General features: G+C 38.1%; 18 protein-coding genes. 1 reads left to right on the top strand and 17 read right to left on the bottom strand.

Features of this window, described 5'->3' with window-relative positions:
- Positions 1-23: 23 nt before the first annotated feature.
- The 14 genes from ftsY to ACQV2X_RS00315 all read right to left on the bottom strand — a co-directional run bounded on the left by ftsY (position 24) and on the right by ACQV2X_RS00315 (position 17,864).
- The gene (ftsY, locus tag ACQV2X_RS00380; RefSeq protein WP_428874808.1) at positions 24-1,049 is read right to left on the bottom strand and encodes a signal recognition particle-docking protein FtsY; all 1,026 of its coding nucleotides are present in this window, start codon (positions 1,047-1,049) and stop codon (positions 24-26) included.
- A 15-nt stretch (positions 1,050-1,064) separates the two neighbouring features.
- Positions 1,065-1,874, bottom strand: coding sequence for a Cof-type HAD-IIB family hydrolase (locus ACQV2X_RS00375; RefSeq protein WP_428873740.1), 810 nt, complete (start codon positions 1,872-1,874; stop codon positions 1,065-1,067).
- A 5-nt stretch (positions 1,875-1,879) separates the two neighbouring features.
- Positions 1,880-5,446 carry a chromosome segregation protein SMC gene (gene smc / locus ACQV2X_RS00370; protein ID WP_428894146.1) on the bottom strand — a complete coding sequence of 1,189 codons (3,567 nt, stop codon included), beginning with the start codon at positions 5,444-5,446 and terminating at the stop codon, positions 1,880-1,882.
- A gap of 4 nt (positions 5,447-5,450) precedes the next feature.
- Positions 5,451-6,146, bottom strand: a complete 696-nt coding sequence (gene rnc / locus ACQV2X_RS00365; protein WP_428874811.1) for a ribonuclease III — start codon at positions 6,144-6,146, stop codon at positions 5,451-5,453.
- A gap of 147 nt (positions 6,147-6,293) precedes the next feature.
- A complete protein-coding gene (locus tag ACQV2X_RS00360; RefSeq protein WP_428874813.1) occupies positions 6,294-8,078 on the bottom strand; it encodes an oligopeptide ABC transporter substrate-binding protein in 1,785 nt (594 codons plus the stop codon).
- A 382-nt stretch (positions 8,079-8,460) separates the two neighbouring features.
- Entirely contained in the window at positions 8,461-9,384 is a 924-nt protein-coding gene (locus tag ACQV2X_RS00355; protein WP_428873744.1) for an ABC transporter permease, read from the bottom strand.
- An 11-nt stretch (positions 9,385-9,395) separates the two neighbouring features.
- Positions 9,396-10,358: an oligopeptide ABC transporter permease gene (gene opp4B / locus ACQV2X_RS00350; protein WP_428873745.1), complete on the bottom strand. Its 963-nt coding sequence runs from the start codon at positions 10,356-10,358 to the stop codon at positions 9,396-9,398.
- The gene (locus ACQV2X_RS00345) at positions 10,359-11,321 is read right to left on the bottom strand and encodes an ATP-binding cassette domain-containing protein (protein WP_428873747.1); all 963 of its coding nucleotides are present in this window, start codon (positions 11,319-11,321) and stop codon (positions 10,359-10,361) included.
- Complete coding sequence (locus tag ACQV2X_RS00340) at positions 11,321-12,331, bottom strand: ABC transporter ATP-binding protein (RefSeq protein WP_428873748.1); 1,011 nt, start codon at positions 12,329-12,331, stop codon at positions 11,321-11,323. The genes ACQV2X_RS00345 and ACQV2X_RS00340 overlap by 1 nt, the downstream gene beginning before the upstream one ends.
- A 35-nt stretch (positions 12,332-12,366) precedes the next feature.
- Positions 12,367-12,609, bottom strand: a complete 243-nt coding sequence (gene acpP / locus ACQV2X_RS00335) for an acyl carrier protein (RefSeq protein WP_428874816.1) — start codon at positions 12,607-12,609, stop codon at positions 12,367-12,369.
- A gap of 58 nt (positions 12,610-12,667) precedes the next feature.
- Complete coding sequence (gene plsX, locus ACQV2X_RS00330) at positions 12,668-13,693, bottom strand: phosphate acyltransferase PlsX (RefSeq protein ID WP_428873768.1); 1,026 nt, start codon at positions 13,691-13,693, stop codon at positions 12,668-12,670.
- A gap of 14 nt (positions 13,694-13,707) precedes the next feature.
- Positions 13,708-15,744: an ATP-dependent DNA helicase RecG gene (recG, locus tag ACQV2X_RS00325; protein ID WP_428894145.1), complete on the bottom strand. Its 2,037-nt coding sequence runs from the start codon at positions 15,742-15,744 to the stop codon at positions 13,708-13,710.
- 75 nt (positions 15,745-15,819) lie between these two features.
- The gene (locus ACQV2X_RS00320) at positions 15,820-17,487 is read right to left on the bottom strand and encodes a DAK2 domain-containing protein (RefSeq protein ID WP_428873751.1); all 1,668 of its coding nucleotides are present in this window, start codon (positions 17,485-17,487) and stop codon (positions 15,820-15,822) included.
- Between the two features lie 20 nt (positions 17,488-17,507).
- The gene (locus ACQV2X_RS00315) at positions 17,508-17,864 is read right to left on the bottom strand and encodes an Asp23/Gls24 family envelope stress response protein (RefSeq protein WP_428873752.1); all 357 of its coding nucleotides are present in this window, start codon (positions 17,862-17,864) and stop codon (positions 17,508-17,510) included.
- A gap of 202 nt (positions 17,865-18,066) precedes the next feature.
- Here ACQV2X_RS00315 and rpmB point away from each other — a divergent pair, with 202 nt between their 5' ends.
- The gene (gene rpmB, locus ACQV2X_RS00310; RefSeq protein WP_258436016.1) at positions 18,067-18,255 is read left to right on the top strand and encodes a 50S ribosomal protein L28; all 189 of its coding nucleotides are present in this window, start codon (positions 18,067-18,069) and stop codon (positions 18,253-18,255) included.
- 67 nt (positions 18,256-18,322) lie between these two features.
- Here the strand turns inward: rpmB and ACQV2X_RS00305 are convergent, their stop codons facing one another.
- From ACQV2X_RS00305 to rpe, 3 genes are all read right to left on the bottom strand, one after another.
- The gene (locus ACQV2X_RS00305; RefSeq protein WP_428884821.1) at positions 18,323-18,823 is read right to left on the bottom strand and encodes a hypothetical protein; all 501 of its coding nucleotides are present in this window, start codon (positions 18,821-18,823) and stop codon (positions 18,323-18,325) included.
- A gap of 131 nt (positions 18,824-18,954) precedes the next feature.
- Positions 18,955-19,617: a thiamine diphosphokinase gene (locus tag ACQV2X_RS00300; protein WP_428876397.1), complete on the bottom strand. Its 663-nt coding sequence runs from the start codon at positions 19,615-19,617 to the stop codon at positions 18,955-18,957.
- A gap of 11 nt (positions 19,618-19,628) precedes the next feature.
- Complete coding sequence (gene rpe, locus ACQV2X_RS00295; protein ID WP_428894170.1) at positions 19,629-20,279, bottom strand: ribulose-phosphate 3-epimerase; 651 nt, start codon at positions 20,277-20,279, stop codon at positions 19,629-19,631.
- Position 20,280 lies beyond the last annotated feature (1 nt).

The following is a 20,280-nucleotide window of genomic DNA, read 5'->3' as shown; positions in this document are numbered from 1 at the left end:
CAGATAAAAGTCCCTAATTAAGTTTAGTTGGCTTCTTTCTCAAGTAAGTCACGAATAAGCGTATACATATATTTCTCAGCGTCAAAAGCTTGTAGGTCACTCGCTTGTTCACCCAAACCAATATATTTAACTGGAATATCTAATTCATGGCGAATAGAAAGAATGACGCCCCCCTTAGCTGTCCCATCTAATTTTGTTAAGACTAGTCCACTGATCTCGGTTGCTTCATTAAATTGTTTCGCTTGAATTAAGGCGTTTTGTCCGGTTGTTGCATCTAAAACCAAGAGAACTTCTTGTACGCCATTCGGATTTTCTCTTTCGATAATCCGTTTCATTTTAGCTAATTCAGCCATGAGATTTGCTTTAGTTTGTAAACGCCCTGCTGTATCAACTAAAAGGTAATCGTACTCTTCCGCATTGGCTTTTTTCACAGCGTCGAAAACTACAGAAGCAGGGTCTCCTTGGTCCGCTCCGGTCACTACTGGTATTCCTAAGCGCTCTCCCCAAACATTTAGTTGCTCAACTGCACCTGCTCTAAAAGTATCGGCAGCAGCCATTAAAACCTTATGTCCGGATTGTTTTAAATTATAAGCAATTTTACCGACAGAAGTCGTCTTGCCTACCCCGTTGACCCCCACAAATAAGACTACGGTTGGCCCGTTTGGATTTTCAATTAAATCAGGATTGACTGGTTGGTCTTTTTCATAAATTGCCACCATTTGTTCTAACATAACACGCTTAACATCTTGAGCTTTATGAACATTTTCAGCTTCTACTGCATCACGAATAGCATCCGTTAAAGCTAGAGTCATTTTGAAGCCAACATCGGCTGAAATTAAGATTTCTTCTAGATCATCGTAGAATTCATCATCTAATTCGCGCCAAGAAGTAAATAAATCCGTGATGCGGTCAGAAAAGGATTTACGTGTTTTTTCCATCCCCTTATCATACTTTTCAAAGACAATCTGTTCTTCTTGGTCTAAAATTTCTTCTTTTACAACCTTATCTTCACCTGTGAAAGCACGTTTGATGCGATCAAATAATCCCATATGACTTCCTCCATTCTATTGAATAAATTGATAAATTGCATGAGCGACACCTTCTTGATCATTGGATAAAGTAATGAAATCAGCCCTCTGCTTTAAAGTCTCTGCGCCGTTTCCCATCACCACTCCAAGACCAGCAAATTCAATCATGCGCTCATCATTCATCTGATCTCCTATTGCCATTATAGCAGAAGGTTGAATATTTAACTGATCAGACAACTTTTTTAAAGCATTTCCTTTATTGACTCCCGCTTTCATAATTTCTAATTGGAAAGGATGGGATCTTGATAGGGTATATTGACTGACAAGTTCTTTATTTAACAGTGGAATTTGCCGCGATAAATGGGCTTCATCAATCGTGACCACAAATTTCATAAAACGATGGGCTTCATCAAAATCATTAAAATCAATTTTGGTATGGGGGGCTGTAGAAACATTGCCCACATAAAAACTTTCATAACCTTTTGGGTAAGTTAAGGGTTCATAAACTAAATCCTGGTCTAGAACGTTTAAAGGTAAATTTAAAGTTGTTAACTCTCGATACCATGAGTGAAGATCTTGGCTGCTTAACTCTTCTTGTATTAAGACTTGCCCATCACTAATTCTTTGAACAAAGGCACCGTTATATAGAATTAAATAATCATCCTCACTTTTTAAGCCGATTTGATCGATTAAATGATGCATGGTTGAATAAGGTCTACCTGTACATATTACGACTTTAACGCCTCGCTCTTGAGCGTAATCAAGTGCTTCAAGGTTTTTAGCTGTAACTTCTTTGGAACTATTTAATAAGGTTCCATCTAAATCGATGGCTAGTAATTGAATCATTTTATCTACTCCTGATGGTCTAATGCTACAAAATCATTCATTTTCACCGCTGCTAGTTTAGAAATACCGGTTTGTTCCATAGTCACTCCATATAGAATATCGGCATATTCCATGGTCCCTTTGCGGTGGGTAATGACAATAAATTGCGTTTCTTGGGTAAAGTTTTGAATGTATTCCCCATAACGGTAAACATTGGCATCATCTAAAGCTGCCTCCACTTCGTCTAGAACCACAAATGGAACGGTCTTTGTTTCCAAAATAGCAAATAATAAAGCAATGGCCGTTAAAGCTCTTTCGCCTCCTGATAAGAGGGCTAAGTTTTGCTTACGCTTACCGGGTGGTTGAGCAATAATATCGACACCGGTAGTTAATAAATCGGTCGGGTCGGTTAATTCTAACTTAGCCTTACCGCCAGCAAATAAACGAGTGAAGGTCTTTTGAAATTGATGGTTAATAGCTTGAAAGGCTTCTTTAAAGCGACTACCCACTTCTGAATCCATTTCATCAATGGTATTATTTAGCTGCTCCATAGCTGTTAACAGGTCATTTTCTTGCTCAAATAACAATTGATAACGTTCATCCACTTCTTGATAGTCTTGAATTGCTGCTAAGTTGATAGGTCCTAATTGATCAATTTCCTTACGCAACTTTTTAACCACTTCTTTTACCTGAGCAACAGATTCTACAGGCTGGGCTAATTGAGTAGCTGCTTCGAACGACAAGGCATAGGTTTCATTAAGATAGAGTAAATCTTGATCCATCTGATCTTCATATCTTTCAATCTTAGCTTGGCATTTGGCCTCTGCTTGGTATTGATTTTGAAGTTGATCTTCGCTATTTTTTAAGGCCTGCTGATGACTCCTTAAACTTTCATTTAAACTCTGGCGGTCTTGGCGTAGAACGCTTAAATCAGCGTTGACTTGGTCTAAATCGCCTTCTGCTTGGCTTAAATCCATTTTAAATTGACTGATTGATTTTTCTAAGTTTTGAACTTCATTCCAGTCACTTTCTTCTAACTGTTGACTGGAAGCAATTAATTCTTCTAAATTTTGTGCTTGCTTAATTTCATTTTGCAGGCTTTCTCTTTTTTGTTTGGTTTCCATTTCCAAAAGCACTAAATTGGTTTTGCTTTCATTCAAGTCGGCTTGAAGTTGCCCAATCTTCATTTGTTTTTCCGATTGAGACAATTGCATGGATTGAATGGTTTGATGGACTTCTTCAATTTTAGCCTTTAGAGCTTGTAAGTCTTGCTCAGCTGCTTGAAAATCTTGGTGAGAAGTCTCAAAATCTTGAGTCATTTGCTTGAATTCATCGGTTAAAATCAATAGATGTTTATTTTTTTGATCTCGCTGTGACTGTATATTTTCAATTAAATTCAGCAATTTTTGGTGGTCTTGACTAAGTTGTTGGTGATCTGATAAAGCTTTTTGATAAGCCGTTTGAAATTGCGAAACCTTCTGATCACACCTTTCAAAAGTTGCCACTTGTTCTTTTTGACTCTTTTTTAGTTCTTTCAACTCTTTTTCAAGGCTTGCAATCTCTTGAGAGCGCCCCATTACAGATTGTGACTTATGCTTATTTCTTCCCCCTGTAACAGAGCCTCCAGGAAGGATCAAGTCGCCTTCAAGTGTTACGATTTTTAACTGTTGATGGCTAGCCTTAGCAAGTGACTGGGCATTTTCAAGTGTATCAACAATCACTGTAGACCCTAATAACTGCTGAATCACTCGCTGATTTTCTGCTTTATAAGAAACTCGTTCACTAGCAATCCCCACCACTCCTTGGTTTTGTTGGAGTAGCTCTTGGTGATGGGCCTTTAGGGTCCGAGCTTTCATATTACTTCTTGGTAAAAAGGTGGCTCGTCCGGCTCTTTTGTTTTTTAAAAGTGATATAGCTTGCTTAGCAGCTTGGTCATTTTCTACAACAATATTTTGCAAACCAGCTCCTAAAGCAATGTCGATAGCAACTTGATCGTTTTTTTCAACTTCGATTAATTCGGCTACCGTTCCAATGATTCCTTGTAGTTGATCACGGTGGTTCATCACGACTCGGACTCCTTGGTAATAGCCGGCATATTCCACTTGCATTTGTAGCAAGCTTTGATACTTGGAGTGGAGCATTTGGATTTGGTGGTCTGCTTGGTAGATTACTTTCCTTAATTGATCACGATTGGCTTGGGCTTGATCCAATGCTTGGTGGGCCTTTTCCCCTTCAGTTTGAAGGCTTTCTAAGTCTGCTTTCACTTGTTTTATTTGATCGTGATAGCTAACTTCTTGGTCTTCAAGAGCTTGGATTTGAATTTGATTTTCCTTGATTTGGTCTTGATAGCTTTCCTTGCGTTGATCGAATTGTTGGCTAAATTTATCAAATTGTTGCAAGCGATTCTTTATAGCCGACTCTTGACGATAATAGTCAATCAATTCTCCCCTTAACTGATCTAACTCTTCATTCTTTAGCGCTTGAAAGTCATTAAGTTGTTGATTATATGCTTTTACTTCTTCTTTTGCTTTTCGAATACCTTCTTCTAATGAGTTTAAATTTTGATTAAGGGCCTCTTGTTGTTTTTGGTGGTCAACCCATTGATTTTGGTAGCGATCTTGATTTAGTTTTCTTTCTTGACTGGATTGATTGGCATAAAGCGTTTTTTGCTGAAACACTTCAATTTGGCCCTTTAATCTCTCAATCAATTGGATAAGTTTTCGACTTTCCATCTCTTCTTGATCAATGCTTTGATTTATCAAGTCTAATTGGTTCTGTTTATCATCGATTGATTGCGAAAAAGTTTTTTGATCATTCTTAACTCGGTCTAATTCAGCTTTTATTTGTTGGTAGTGGCCCTTGGCTTGTTGCCATTTAGCTTTAAAGTCTTGTATTTGAAAGGTATATAAGGATATTTCTTCTTCTTTCAATTGGGCCGCTTTCTCTTGGTAGGTCAAAGCCTTTTCTCTTTGTTCTTTAAGTGGCTGCAGTTGATTTTTTAATTCATGTAAAATATCCCTGACACGGTTCAAATGGTCTTGTGACCGCAGCAATTTTCTTTGAGCTTCTTGTTTGCGGTATTGATATTTTTGTACACCAGCTGCTTCTTCAAAAATTCCTCGTCTTTCTTCTGGTTTACTTAAAAAGATGGACTCGACTTTACCTTGGGAAATCATGGCGAAAGAATTTTTACCTAAGCCTGTATCCAACAGCAAATCAGTGATATCTTTTAAGCGAACATTTTTTTGATTGATAAAAAAATAACTCTCACCATTACGGTTATATTGACGCGTTATCGTAATCGTTTTGGGGTCCATATCAATATAACGATCCTCATTATTTAAAACCAAGGATACTTTAGCAATATTGACTGGCTTTCGATCGAGTGAACCATTAAAGATAACATCTTCCATCTTGTTACCACGCAAGGATTTAGCCGATTGTTCTCCTAAGACCCAACGAATGGCTTCAGATAAATTCGATTTACCTGAACCGTTGGGACCGACTATTGCTGTCATGCCCTGATCAAAATTAATGACTGTTTTATCAGCAAAAGATTTGAAACCAGTCATTTCGATTCTTTCTAAATACAAACAGCTACACTCCTTTTTGAAGATGGTGAATGGCTTTTTTAGCGGCCTTCATTTCTGCTTCTTTTTTACTTTTGCCACTGGCCTTAGCTATTAAGTCGTTTTCTAAATACAGCCCAATGGTAAAGGTTTGTGCATGAGAAGGTCCTTGGGTTGCTAGGAGACGGTATTCAATCTTAACTGTTCCCTTGACTTGAACCATTTCTTGGAACTTGGTCTTATAATCTTGCACGGTTAGTGTCAAAATTTCTTGATGGTGATCAAAGAGGATTCTACTCAGAAAGTTTTCAACCATATCCATACCAGTATCCAAATAAACTGCCCCCAAAAAGGCTTCAAATGTATCTGCTAAAATGGAATCTCTTTCTTTACCTCCCGACAATCTTTCCCCCTTACCTAATTGGATAAATTGAGGAAAGTCTACTTGTCTAGCTAAATAAGCCAGGCTTGGTTCCCTGACGAGCTGAGCTCGCATGCGTGAAAGATCTCCTTCAGGCTTATGGGGGTATTGTCCATATAAAAATTGACTAACCAGAATCTCAAGCACAGCATCGCCTAAAAATTCTAATCGTTCATTGGACTGAATTAAGTTCTCACCTTGCTCATTAATATATGACCGATGGTAGAAAGCTTGCTGAATAATCTTCTGGTTAGTAACTTTAATTTTTAATTCTTTTTCGATGTGTTCTATTAACTGATGCATGGCTTCGACTCCTATCAAATATACACTGATTTTACCAAAAATCCCTTGATTACACAAAGTCATTCAGCAATACAAAAATGAAATACCGTATATAAAAAAAAAGATCAAGCAAAGCTATGCTTGATCTTCATCTTTTAAAATTTTAAATTATTCAGCAATTGGACTTTCAGCAGTTAAGCCTACTTGTGTCCAATCAAGATTTGCTCCAATTTCAACATCCCAATTCGTCACACGCTTATTAACGGCTGTTAATTCATATCTCCAAAGCGTTGGAATAACAGGAAGCTCTTCATGCATAAATTCTTGCCAAGCGTAGAAGGCTTTTTGACGGTAGTCATCATCAAACGATTCGTCTGATTCAATATCCGCTAATAATTGGTTATGTTCTTCATTCACATAGCGACTGTAGTTAAATTGTGCTCGTTCACCAAATAATCCATTTGGATTTGGATCGCCACCAGTACCAAAAGCAGCTTGGAAAATATGTATTTCTGGATCATCCTTCTTAATACGTTCATAGAAAGAATTAAACTCTAGTAATTGTCCATCTAATAGCTCTACAGGAATACCGACTGCGTTCCATGCTTGTACATAGTACTGAGCCAATGGAGCAGCTGTTTCACCACCTGACATTGAAGCGAAGTTCAAGGTGAATTTCTCGCCATTAGGATCTTCCACTAGACCATCACCATCCACATCCTTAAAGCCAGCTTCTGCTAAAATTTCCTTAGCTTTTTCTGGATTGTATTCATAGGCCTTAACGTCAGGATTTAAGTATTCTACAAAGTTTGGTGTAATCATTGAGTCTGCAGCACGACGCAATCCTTGATAGAATTCACGGCCGACTGAATCATTATCCATGGCATAAGCCATCGCTTGACGAAGAGCTTTATTGGATGTAACTAATTCAGGATCAAATTCGTTTTTACCTTCTTCTTCATTCCATTTACCCATCTTGAAGCCAATGTATGTATAAGCATTCTGCTCATAACCAATGGTAGTAAAGTTCGTTGCATCTTTATAAGTATCATACTTATCAGTTGGTAAGGTTGCAATATCAAAATTACCAGCCTTTAATTCAGCAACAATTGAATTAGGGTTGATGACATTCATCGTCATTCCATCTAATTTAGGACGCCCCTTATAATAATTTTCATTTACAGTATAAGTGACTGCTTCACCTGGTGTCATTGATTCCACCTTAAAAGGTCCAAAGCCTACTGGTTTCTCACGTACAGGTGCAGAGTCTTCCATATCAGCTACTTCGATACCTTCAAAGACATGCTCAGGTTCGATATAAGAAGAAATTCCTCCACCAGCTTGAACCATTGAGTTCGGAAAAGCCTTATAAGTAACGGTTAGGGTATAATCATCGACACGTTCCAACCCAGAAATTTCCTCGGCTTCGCCGTTATGATACTCGTCCATTCCTACCACATTCTCAAAATCGCTACCATAACGAATGCCGGTATAATCAGGGTGTCCTACTACATAGTAAGGAAAAATAACGTCATCTATCGTAATCGGTTCGCCATCATCCCACTTAACTCCTTCTGGGATTGTGATAGTTACTTGTTTATTTTCAACATCCATTTCCACTTTGGCAAAACCGGAATCATCGATCTTGAAGTTATTGTCGTAGCCGTATAGGCCAGGGTTAAAGTAAGCAATTACGGTTGCATCTGGGTTTCCTGTGTAAAACATATTATTGAAGACACCTGCAAATGCGGTATCGGAAACAAAGGCTACCTTAAGTGTTCCACCCTCCATGACTTCACCTTCATGCTCTACAGAAGTCGAAATGTCCGGTGCGGGGGCTCCTTCTCCATCTGCTTCCTCAGCTTGGACCATAGGTAGGGAACTCAATACCAAGGAACCGATTGTCATTGTTGTCATAAACTGTATAAGATGTTTTTCTAATGATTTTCTCATACTAAGCCTCCTCTAAATGTGATAATCCTATCATATAGAAATTATATGATTAAATCAAGTCTTTTCTAATTTTTTTTTAATATTTTTATCTTTTTCTAATAAAAACAAGCTTTATTAGGGGTTTATTTATGAAAAGTTTCCAAAGCTCACTTGTCTTAAAGGTTTTTCATGAAAATGTCTTTTCATTATTTTAAAGCTTATGACCCAACTAGTAATTTCTAGCAGAAAAATCTTTTGATTTTTATTTAGCACTTACAAGATATAATAAAATTTCAAAACGAAAACTTTTCTGTAAGATTAAAATTTTCTCATAAAAAAAGAGCCCCACTTCTTACTCATCGCTTAACGCTAAAGTAAATAAAGGGTAAAGCTCTTAAAATTTTTATCCTCTTCTTTGTTTTGAATCTGCTACACGTTGGAAAGCTTGTCCGATATAGTTAATTGATAACATCATGATCAATACTAACAAGGCAGCTGGCAACCAAACCCACCATTTATTTTCAATAATATCTGGTGTTCTAGCGTAACCAATTAGCGTTCCTAAAGAAGGTGTTCCAACAGGCAAACCAAAGCCCAAGAAAGAAAGTCCTGTTTCTAAACCGATATTACCGGCAAAGGATAGGGTTAAGTTGGTGATCATTAGCGAAGAAAGATTCGGTAATAAGGAGCCGAGCATAATTTTCCAATCTCTAGTCCCCATGGTTTTTGATGCCTTGATATAATCCTTGGATGCTTCTGATAAAGAAGCTGTTCGAATCAAACGGGTCTGCCCCATCCAACCAAATAAAGATATAATCCAAATCAAAGTCCAAGGGTCGAAGCGTTTAACGATTGTTACGACCGCAATAATAATCATGATTCTCGGTAAAACGATTAAAAAGTCTACCACACGCATAATAAAATCATCCACTCGACCCCCATAATAACCGGCAATCAAACCAATAATCGTCCCAAAACCTGCTGTTAATATAGTGACAGCCCAAGCGATAATTAAGGAATTTTTTGTTCCTAGTAAAAGCTGTTCAAAAATGCCTTTTCCACCCTCATCGGTACCTAAAAGATAGCCTTTTTCGCCTGGCGGTGTAAAGCGGTCAAAAATGTTAACTATGCCTGCAGCATCGGAATCAATAAAGAATGCTGATAAGACCGCCGCTACGACAATAATTAATAAAAGAATTAATGATAAAACAGCAATTTTATCACGTGCAAACTCTCGACGAATAACTTCCCAACCCATCGGTGGAGTGGAAACTTGGTCTTGCAATAGTTCTTCATTTACTGTTACCTGTGTATTATTTTCAGCCATTATTCCACCTCCTATTTAATTCGAATTCTAGGGTCAACAAAAACCATAATGATGTCTGATAATAACGAACCTAAAAGGGTTGTAAATCCGTAGATCAATGTAATAGCTATCATTACAGAAAAATCACGTAAAGCGATTGATTCGACAAATAATTTTCCCATTCCTGGATAATTAAAGACTGTCTCAGTGAAGACAGATCCGCCTAACAAACCAGTGATGGTAAAGCCTAAAAAGGCAGCAATTGGTAGGATTGAATTCCGGAAGATGTGCTTGCGATAAACAACATTTTCTGGAACGCCTTTAGCCTTAGCTGTGCGAACATAATCTTCCGTTTTAGCATCAATGACTCCTGTTCTTAAGTATTGAATAGTAGAGGTTGTTGATAAAAGTGCCATTGTAATAGCTGGTAAAATAATGTGTTTAAATCTTGACAAAGCAAAATCAAGCGTTCCAGGCTCAAGACCCGGGTCTACTGTTCCAGTTGTAGGGAACCAGCCAAGAATATAACCAAATAACCAAATCATAAATAAACCCAATACGAAAGATGGAATAGCATAAGTTACAAAGGTATATAAGTTAACGGTTTTATCAAAAACGGAATTTTGATAACGACCAGAAAACAGACCTAATGGTAAAGCGATTCCGTACGAAATGATCACTGTTAATAAAGATAATTGTAAGGTGGGCCAAACTCTTTGACCAATAATCTTTAGAGTCGGTTGACGGTGATGCCAAGACCGTCCCCAATCACCTTGAAAGATACCAGTAATCCAATCAACATAACGCTCTGGCCACGGTTTATCTAGTCCTAGTTGCTCCCGCATGGCTGCTATTTGAGCAGGGTCCACATTTGGATCTTGTAAACCCGTCAACGCATCCCCTGGCATCAAAGCAGCCAAAACAAAGACAATGATACTTAAAAGAAAAATTTGAGGAATCATTAAAATGACCCTTCTTAAAATCGTCTTCCACATTTATTTCACTTCCTCTCTTTGAGCAAAGCCGACTTCTTTTAAAGCCACTTGGTGGTGATCATTAATCTTCTTCAGATCATAGACCCGTCCACTTTCCTCAAAATATTGACTGGCATTTTCATGATATTCTTTCTCCACTCGGAGACGCTCTATATGGTGCTCTCTTCGATTGTTTGGATCAACATGCGGTATAGCTGATAAAAGCCTTTTAGTATATATGTGTTGAGGATTTTTATAAATTTCATAATTAGAGCCATATTCAGTAAATCTTCCACGATACATAATGGCCAATTCGTCAGACATGTGTTTCACCACGCCTAAATCATGCGAAATAAACAAGTAAGAAACATTAAATTCTTCTTGAATACGTTTCATAAAGTTTAAGACTTGAGCTTGAACCGATAAGTCTAAAGCTGAAACTGGTTCGTCAGCAATGACTAATTTAGGGTTCAGCGCAACAGCTCTAGCTACCCCAATTCTTTGTCTTTGTCCTCCTGAAAATTCATGCGGATACTTGACTAAAGCTTCTGAAGTCAAACCGACTATTTCTAAGAGTTCACTTGCTTTTCTCTTTTCTTCTTCAATCGTTAAATGGGTGAAATTACGCAAGGGCTCCGCCATAATATCTAGAATCCTCTTCTTCGGATTAAAAGAAGAATATGAATCTTGGAAGATCATCTGAACATTGCGCCGATAATTTGACCTGCGACTGGATGCAGCATTCGAAACGTCTTCCCCTTCATAGATAATTTTACCCTCGGTCAATTTTTCTAAACCGATAATAGCTTTTCCAATAGTTGATTTACCTGAGCCTGATTCACCCACCAGGCCATAAGTTTTTCCTGCCTCAAAGCTTAAGTCCACACCATCTACTGCGTAGACATGGTCAGTGATACGGTTAAAGAAACCGGATCGAATTGGATAGTGAACCTTTAAGTTTTCAATTGTAAGAAATTCTGACATTAGTCCACCTCCTCAGTGAAATAAAAGTGTTCATGACAAGTACAACGTACCCAATGTTCTGGTTTTACTTCATGGAGAACTGGATGCTCTTCATGATGTTCTTCAGGAATCCAAGGAATACGAGGAGCAAAACGACAGCCTTTGCGTTCTAAACGGTTTAATGGAGGTACAACCCCATGTATTACATGTAGATCGCCCTTTTCATCAACTAAATCATTGGATTGCGGAATGGACTTTAAGAGTGAGCGGGTATAAGGATGTCTCGGATCATTGAAGAGTTCTTCGACACTTGCAACTTCAACAAATTGTCCTGCATACATAACTGCTACTCGATCAGCCGTCTCTGCAACTACTCCTAAATCGTGAGTAATCAAAATAATTCCTGATTCGGTTTCCTCTTGAATTTCATTCAAAAGATCCAAAATTTGTGCTTGAATAGTTACATCTAAAGCAGTTGTCGGCTCATCTGCAATAATTATTGGTGGTTTACAAGATAATGCAATGGCAATGATTACTCTCTGACGCATTCCACCTGATAATTCATGTGGATATTGCTTGGCCATTCTTTGAGGGTTTTCAATACCTACTTGGTCGAGTAATTCAAGTACGCGCTGAGTTCGTTGTTGTCCATCTAACTTGGTATGATAATACAAAGCTTCTTCAATCTGCTCACCTACTGTCATTAAAGGGTTTAATGACGCTAAAGGGTCTTGGAAGATCATGCCAATATCATTCCCGCGAATTTTGTCATAATCTGATTCATCATAATTAACGAGATTATCACCCTTGTAATTAATTTCCCCGGTAATTTTTGTATTCATGCGATTGTGTAAGCCTATGATTGAAGTGGCCAGGGTTGATTTTCCACAGCCTGACTCCCCAACAATGGCTAACTTTTCATTACGCGCTAGGGTAAAAGAAACCCCATCGACAGCATCGAAATACTGGTCTTTAATGCGAAAACCAGTGTGCAAATCTTTAACTTCTAATAATATCTCTTTTGATTCCATTTGAGGCCTCCTTTATCAATGACTATGACATCCATTTATTTTTCTGATCGTAATTGGTCGATATAAGAAACGGCGTCCTTAATATCTGAGAGCTTTTCAATTTTTTCATCTTCGAATTCTATATCAAATTCTTCCTCAATCCCCATCACGAATTCCACCATATCTAAAGAATCGGCGCCTAGGTCTTCAAAGGTTAGATTTTCAGTTACTTGATCTTCAGTAAGATCAAAATGCTCTACTAATAAAGTTTTAACTTTTTCAAATGTTTCTGTCTTCAAATTTTCCACTCCTTAATTAAAAAGTTATACCACAATGCCGGTTATATTATAATAACGATTATTTTCTAATCTGTCTATCATTTTTGTCACTATTTTCAAAAAAAGTGCTTATTTCTTCGGAAAAACCTGATAAAACGATTTCACGAGCTTGTCGAATAGCATGATAAATGGCGATGTCATCTGCTGATCCATGCGCTTTAATTACTGGCTTTTTAACCCCTAAAAGGACTGCTCCTCCTTGCTTGCTATCATCAAAATTTTCAGCCATCTTTTTTAATGAGGGTTTAATGAGAAGGCCACCAATTTTATTGGTGATACTACTCTCACTTAGAGTTCGTTTGAGTAATTTGAAGATGGATTTTAGGCTTCCTTCCAATGTTTTTAGGATAGCATTACCGGTAAAGCCATCTGTCACCGCAATATCTACCTGCCCATTTAAAAGATCTTTGGCTTCAATATTGCCTACAAAATTTAAACCACTCGCTTGATTGAGGAGTTGGTAAGCTTGTTTACGTAATTCATCTCCCTTACCAGCCTCTGTTCCATTATTAACAAGCCCTACTCTTGCTTGCTCTATTTTTAAAACACTCTCAGCATAATAGCTAGCTAGTTGAGCATATTGTAAGAGGTGCTCTGCTTTTGATTCCGCATTGGCTCCGGCATCCATTAAAATTAAATGAGGAGATTTCTCATTAATGGTTGGGATGACCGGCATCAATCCCGGTCGATCGACACCTTTAATTCTACCAACCACCAATAAGCCGGTTGTTAATAAGGCGCCTGTATTCCCAGCCGAAAGCAGTACATCTGCTTTACCTTCTCTTACCGCCTTGGCAGCAACCACCATTGAAGCATCTTTCTTGCGACGAACAGCTTTTACCGGTTCATCTTCTCCTTTGATAACCTCAGTAGTCGGTATTCGGATTAAACGGTCATCAAACATATCTGGAAGATTTTTAAGGGCTTTCTCGTCGCCATAAAGATGAATTTCGATGTCCTTATAAGCATCTAAGGCTCTTAGAACTCCGTCAAATACGGCTTGTGGTGCATTGTCGCCACCCATTGCATCAATCGCTATTTTAATCATAAATTCCACTCCTAAATTTCTAATTTAATTAATTGGGTATACTTTTCAATTGTTTTTGTTTCTTTCTCACTCACTATATCTGGTTGTCTCATTAAATGGTCGACTGCTTGATAAGCCGCTGTCATAATGGCTTCGTCTTGTAAGGGATGTCCATATGTAAATTGGGCAATTCCACTTTGATTTCGTCCTAGGACATCTCCCATGCCACGAATTTCCATATCCGCTTTTGATAGTTCAAAGCCATCTTGACTTTCGACCATCTTAATCAGACGTTCTTTTCCTTGTTGGGTCGTTGGGTTGGCAATTAAAAAGCAGTAAGAGGGTAATGAGCTTCGCCCTACCCGCCCTCTTAACTGATGGAGCTGGGCTAAACCAAAACGTTCGGCTGATTGAATGACCATGACCGTTGCATTCGGTACATCCACACCGACTTCAACCATAGTGGTTGCTACTAAAATTTGAATTGCTTGAGCCTTAAAAGCTTTCATCACTTCTTTTTGTTCTTCTTTACTCAATTGACCATGCAAACTATCGATTGTAACTCGTGGAAATTTTTCTCTTAAACGTTGACAAGTCTCTTGTACATTTTCAACTTGTTCCATAAATTCACTGGCTTCAATTAAAGGCAATACATAATAGATTTGATGACCCTTATCTAATTCTTTTTGCATACGGTCATAGACTGTGGCAATGTGCTTATCACTAACGGCTTGTGTCTTAATTTCAACCCTTCCACGCGGTAGACCTTCCATGGTTGAGACGCAAAGGTCGGCATAAAGGGTCTGAGCCAAACTTCTGGGTATGGGAGTTGCTGTCATTTGCAGGACATTGGCTTCTTGACCAGCCAGACCTTTTTCTAATAAGTTCTGTCTTTGGCCAACACCAAAGCGGTGTTGCTCATCTATAACGATATAGCCGAGTGATTTAAAATCTACTCCCTCTTGAATTAAAGCATGGGTACCGATAATCAATCGGATGCGTCCTGTTTTTAGACCTTGTAAAACAGCTTTTTTTTCTGAAACTTGCCTCTCAGAAGTTAATATTTCTGCATGAAAACCACTCTTTTCAAAATATTGATTAAAAGATTGATAATGCTGCTGAGCTAATATTTCTGTTGGAACCATCAAGGCTGTTTGATAACCTGCTTGCACACTAGCAATCATGGTCAAGAAGGCAACTAAGGTCTTACCGCTACCTACATCTCCTTGCAATAAACGGTTCATTGGATAAGGTGATAAAAGATCGCGGCAAATTTCATTAACCGCCTTTTTTTGTGAATCCGTTAATTCAAAAGGGATGCTTTGGATAATTTGTCGTAATTCTTCAACTTGATAGTGGATTTGAATACCCTTAGTTTTTAAGCGGTTAAATTTGGCGCTTTGTAAGCGCCATTGGTAAAGAAAGAACTCCTGGAAGATGATCTTTCGCTGGGCCTGTCTTTTCGCATTATCTTGCTTAGGAAAATGCATGGCCCAAAGTGCTTCCTTCAGATTTATTAAGTTAAATTGTTGATTTAAATAAGTCGGAATGATTTCTTCAATACTTTCTTGATAATCAACAAAGGCTTGCTTGATGGCTTTGACAATCTGGCCCTGACTCAGTCCCTTGCTAGTATGGTAAATGGGTGCATAGTCCTCACCTGCTGACGGATTAATTAATTTCATGGCCATTAGCGACTGGTTACTTTCTTGCCATTTACCATAGATAGCTCGCGTTTGACCTAATTCAATTTGTTTCTTTAAGTAGGGCTGGTTAAAAAAAGAGACGGTTATCACTTGATAGCCATCTACAGCCAATTTAAAACTTAAGCGACTTTTCTTTCTACCAAAATAGTTGACCACAGCTGGACTAACAACTTTTCCCATCAAGACAACTTTTTCCTGGTCAAGAATAGTTTCTAACTGGCGTGCTTGGATATCCTCAAAACGAAATGGAAAATGAAACATTAAATCCTTTACTGTTTCAATTCCTAATTGTTTAAATAAAAGACTGGTCTTGGGGCCAACACCTTTGAGCTGATCGATAGGATCTAACCAAGACTTTCCCATCTTCTTCCTCCTCTTTGAGCAAAAAAATAAATCACCACCTAGAAACTAAGTGGTGATCAGCTATTTTCTAACAATCTAATCCACCGTTACAAAATAATTGTAGACTGGTTGGTCTCCTTGAATAAGTTCAAATTCTATCTCAGAGTTAGTTTGTTCAAAATGGTCAGCAACTTCTTGGGCTAATGAATGATCACCCTCTTCGCCAATAATAACCGTTACTAACTCACTTGATTCATCCACCATTCGATTAACCAATTGGATCAGAGTTTCTTTTAAATCAGTGTGGGTTAAGATTATATCGCCATCTAAAATACCCATAAAATCGTTTTCTTTAATGGATAGGCCATTAATTTCTGTATCTCGAATAGCATGAGTAATTTGTCCAGAAGCAACGCTTAGCGCATACTCTTCCATAGCTAGTCTGTTCTCTTCAATGGCAACTGAAGGATCATACATCAACATGGCTGAGATTCCTTGGGTGATTGACTTTGTGCCCACAACTACCGTTGGTACTTCACTGACTTCAGCCGCTTGTTGAGCCGCCATAATAATATTCTTATTATTCGGTAACAAGATAATATTTTTGGCGTTAACTCGCTCGATTGCTTTAATGAAGTCTTCGGTAGAAGGATTCATTGTCTGACCTCCAGAAAGGACTTCCTTTACTCCAATAGAATGGAAGAGCTCTGTCAAGCCTTTACCTGAAGCTACAGCAATCACTGCGTAATCTTCTTGAGTTTGAGGGACAGCTTGTTGACGCAGCGTAGTCTCTTTGTCTTCTAAGTCTCTAACTTGCTCACGCATATTATCGACTTTAATTTTAATTAACTCACCAAATTCTTGACCCAATTGCATAATCTCGCCTGGATCTTCCGTATGGATGTGGACCTTAACAATTTCATCATCGGCAACAACCAGCAAAGAATCACCTTTTTTATCAAGCGTTTGTCTAAACTCTTCATAATCAAAAGCTTTCTTAACAGTCTGTCCTTGTCCAATTCTTACCATAATTTCGGTACAGAAACCATAGGTAATCTCATCCATAGACATTGGGTGTTCATTCATTTCTTCGAAGATTGCGTGGGCATGGTCATTAGATTGGTCTTCAACTTCATCGATAATGACTTCCCCTGAAAGATTGGCAAGGAAGCCTTCATAGATACATAAAAGCCCCTTACCACCCGAATCGACTACACCCACCTGTTTTAAAACTGGTAGTAATTCAGGTGTTCGATCCAATGATTCTTTTGCCTCTGCTACGATCGTGCGCATCACTTGTATGATGTCTTCTGTTTGCTTAGCTTCTTGTTCACCTTTTACAGCAGATTCTCTAGCAACAGTTAAAATGGTTCCTTCAACTGGCTTCATCACTGCCTTATAAGCTGATTCCACACCACCAATAAAAGCCTTAGCAAAGTCTTTGGCATTTAATTCTTCACAATCTTTAATTGCCATTGAGAAGCCACGGAAAACTTGTGACAAGATAACGCCTGAATTTCCTCGAGCCCCCATTAACAGTCCTTTGGCCACGGCATTTGCTAATTCTCCAACATGATGACTAGTAGAATTACGCATATTCTCAACACCTGATTGGAAAGTCATATTCATATTAGTTCCTGTATCTCCATCAGGCACGGGAAAGACATTTAACGAATTCACTAAGTCAACATTTTCAGCCAGGCGCTCGGCACCTGCTATAAACATCTGTTTAAAGTCAGATGCTTTGATTGTTTTCAGTTCCACACTTTACCTCCTAAACGATCCTAGTCGATAGTCACACCCTGGACATGGACATGAACAAAGTCCAATTCAAAGCCCAAGAGTTGCTCGACATTGTATTTAACAGCTTGTTGAATATTTTGACAAATCACAGAGATTTTTGTCCCGTAAGAAACGACAATATAGACATCTACTGAAATATTGTCTCCTTCTTGAGAAATTAAAACACCACGTGAATAGTTTTCTTTCTTAAGAATGTCTGTTAAATTATCACGGAAGAAATGTTTACTTACCATTCCTACAACACCGTAGTTGTCAGTAACTGCTGCACCGACAATGGTTGCAATCACTTCATTTTCTAAGGATATCTCTCCATTTGGAGTTTGGATATTAATAGCCATAAAGTACCTCCTTTTTGTTGTCCACCATAGTTTAGCATAAATTTTTTAGCTTAGCACCTATTTTAATAGTTTTAGTAACGAGATATTTAAGATTAGTAGTTAATTTCATCATAATTCACTTGCTTCAAAAGTCAAATTATGGTAAATTAATTTGGTATGAAATGTAACTTTTAAATTGTTACAAGGAAAAGGAGGCAGAACCATGGCTAAAGAATGTTATTTCACAGGGCGTAAAGCTGTATCTGGTAACAATCGCTCTCATGCAATGAATAAATCAAAACGTCGTTTTGGCGCTAACTTACAAAAAGTACGTGTTATGATCGATGGCAAACCTCAAAAAGTTTGGGTTTCAGCGCGAGCATTAAAATCAGGTAAAGTTGAACGTGCTTAATCAATACATTAAAACCTCCTAGCCAATCATCATCAAGATGAAGCGCTAGGAGGCTTTTTTGTTTTGTTTAATCTTTTTCTTTTAGCATAAATTGATTGCCCTCTTCATCCACCAAATTAGATTCTTCATTTAGTTCAAAGCTGAAAAGTTCTTTATCCGCAAAAGAAATGGTTAGTTTTTGATCTTTTATTCTGTAGGTTGGATTATGTACGATAATTTCAACTGCCATAGGAACTTCATCAGAAAAGCGCAGGTTAATATATTGTTGATTTTTTAAAGATTCTGCTGCTTCATCTGTTTTTACCATCATTAAACGCCCATCCTGATTAATGCTCTCGGTATATAATTGTAGTAATGCGTCCGAATAATCACCTTCCAAAGCTGCTTGTCCAAAGTAAGACCGGCCTAAAATTACTTTCAATAAGTCTTCTTCTATTTCGAACCCCATAATATTTGAGTTTTCTTCAGTCAAATAGCGTCCCTCAAAATCAACTATCTCCTCTTGAGCAAATATAGCTGGCGGTAGCATGAGTATCATAATCATTATTAAAGCAAAAAGCTTTTTCATCCCATCAACTTCCTTTCCTAATAAAAAATTGATTAAATAAACTTCGAATATTATTTATTAAGCAAATTTTAACACAATAATGAAAGTGCTTCAATTTTATATTCCTATCTTCTATTTTTAAACTCAAGCCTTTATTTTCCTTTTTCCCAAATAACCATCAAGAGACCTTCAGTAAAAGAAAGATTTACTTTGTGCTGATCGACATACTCATTAGACACCAAGGCTCGAGGAAAAGCATAATCTGTTAAACCTAGTTCATATTTGGCCTGCTTAATCTGCAGCTGCTTAACAGCCGTCATTGAAATAATGGATAAGTAGCGGCAATTGTTCAAGTCTTGTAGAAAATAATTGCCTGGTTTAAAAAATCGCACCACTTGATCTTTTTCAATAAAGCTTAAACGGGGGATAATTGCAAAATAGCGTTCTTGAAAGACGAGCCAAAGGTTAGCAATTAAATGATCTAAACGTCCCTCTCCATTACCTATTGCGCCATATACTTCCACCGGACATCGACTGTCTTGTTTAAGAGCGAATTCAAGGCCCAACTCCATATCGGTATCATCTTTGGCAGCTGGATATTTTAAAACCTCTTGACTAGCCGCTTCAATCTTACTAAATTGGGTGGGAGTGACCGAGTCAAAGTCTCCAATTGCAACGTTCAATCGATAGCCTGCCTTCACCAATTGGAGGGCCCCTTCGTCAACTCCAATGAGATAAGTCTGATCTGTCACCTCAGACAAATGGCTGAGGGCTGGATTAGGAGCCCCAGCACAGATAATAATCTTATCCACCATACTAATTGGCCTTAGGGTCTTAAGGAAGCGATAGCTGCAGCCAGATCCATTTGCTTAAAGATGTAGGAACCAGCTACTAAAACATCTGCACCAGCTGCTATACAACTTTTAGCTGTTTGATCATTGACCCCACCGTCTACTTCAATCTCATAGTGATAATGATCATTTTCTTGACGTAATTTGGCTAGTTTTTCTACCTTCTTCATGGTTGATTCAATAAAAGCCTGACCACCAAAGCCTGGATTAACAGTCATCACCAAGACTAAATCCGCTAATTCCAATAAAGGATAAACCGCTTCGACTGGAGTTCCTGGATTAATAGCCACTCCCGCTTTTTTTCCTAAGGCTTTTATCTTTTGTAAGACTGAATGAATATGTTGGGTCGCTTCCACATGTACGGTGATAATATCCGCTCCCGCATCAGCAACCATTTCCAAATACCGCTCCGGTTGATCCACCATCATGTGACAATCAAAAACCATATGGCTATGAGATCTTAATCCTTTAAAAATCATGGGACCAAATGAAATATTCGGTACAAAGCTGCCATCCATAATATCAATATGTAGATAATCTGCTCCACCCTTTTCGATGGTCTGGATATCTGCTAACAAGTGATTAAAATCAGCGCTCAACATTGAAGGTGCAATTTTCATGACTATT

The organism is Facklamia sp. P12945 (genome assembly GCF_050409485.1).
Lineage (GTDB): Bacteria > Bacillota > Bacilli > Lactobacillales > Aerococcaceae > Facklamia.
Note: the sequence above shows the minus strand (reverse complement) of the source record. Positions and strands in the feature narration are given on the sequence as shown.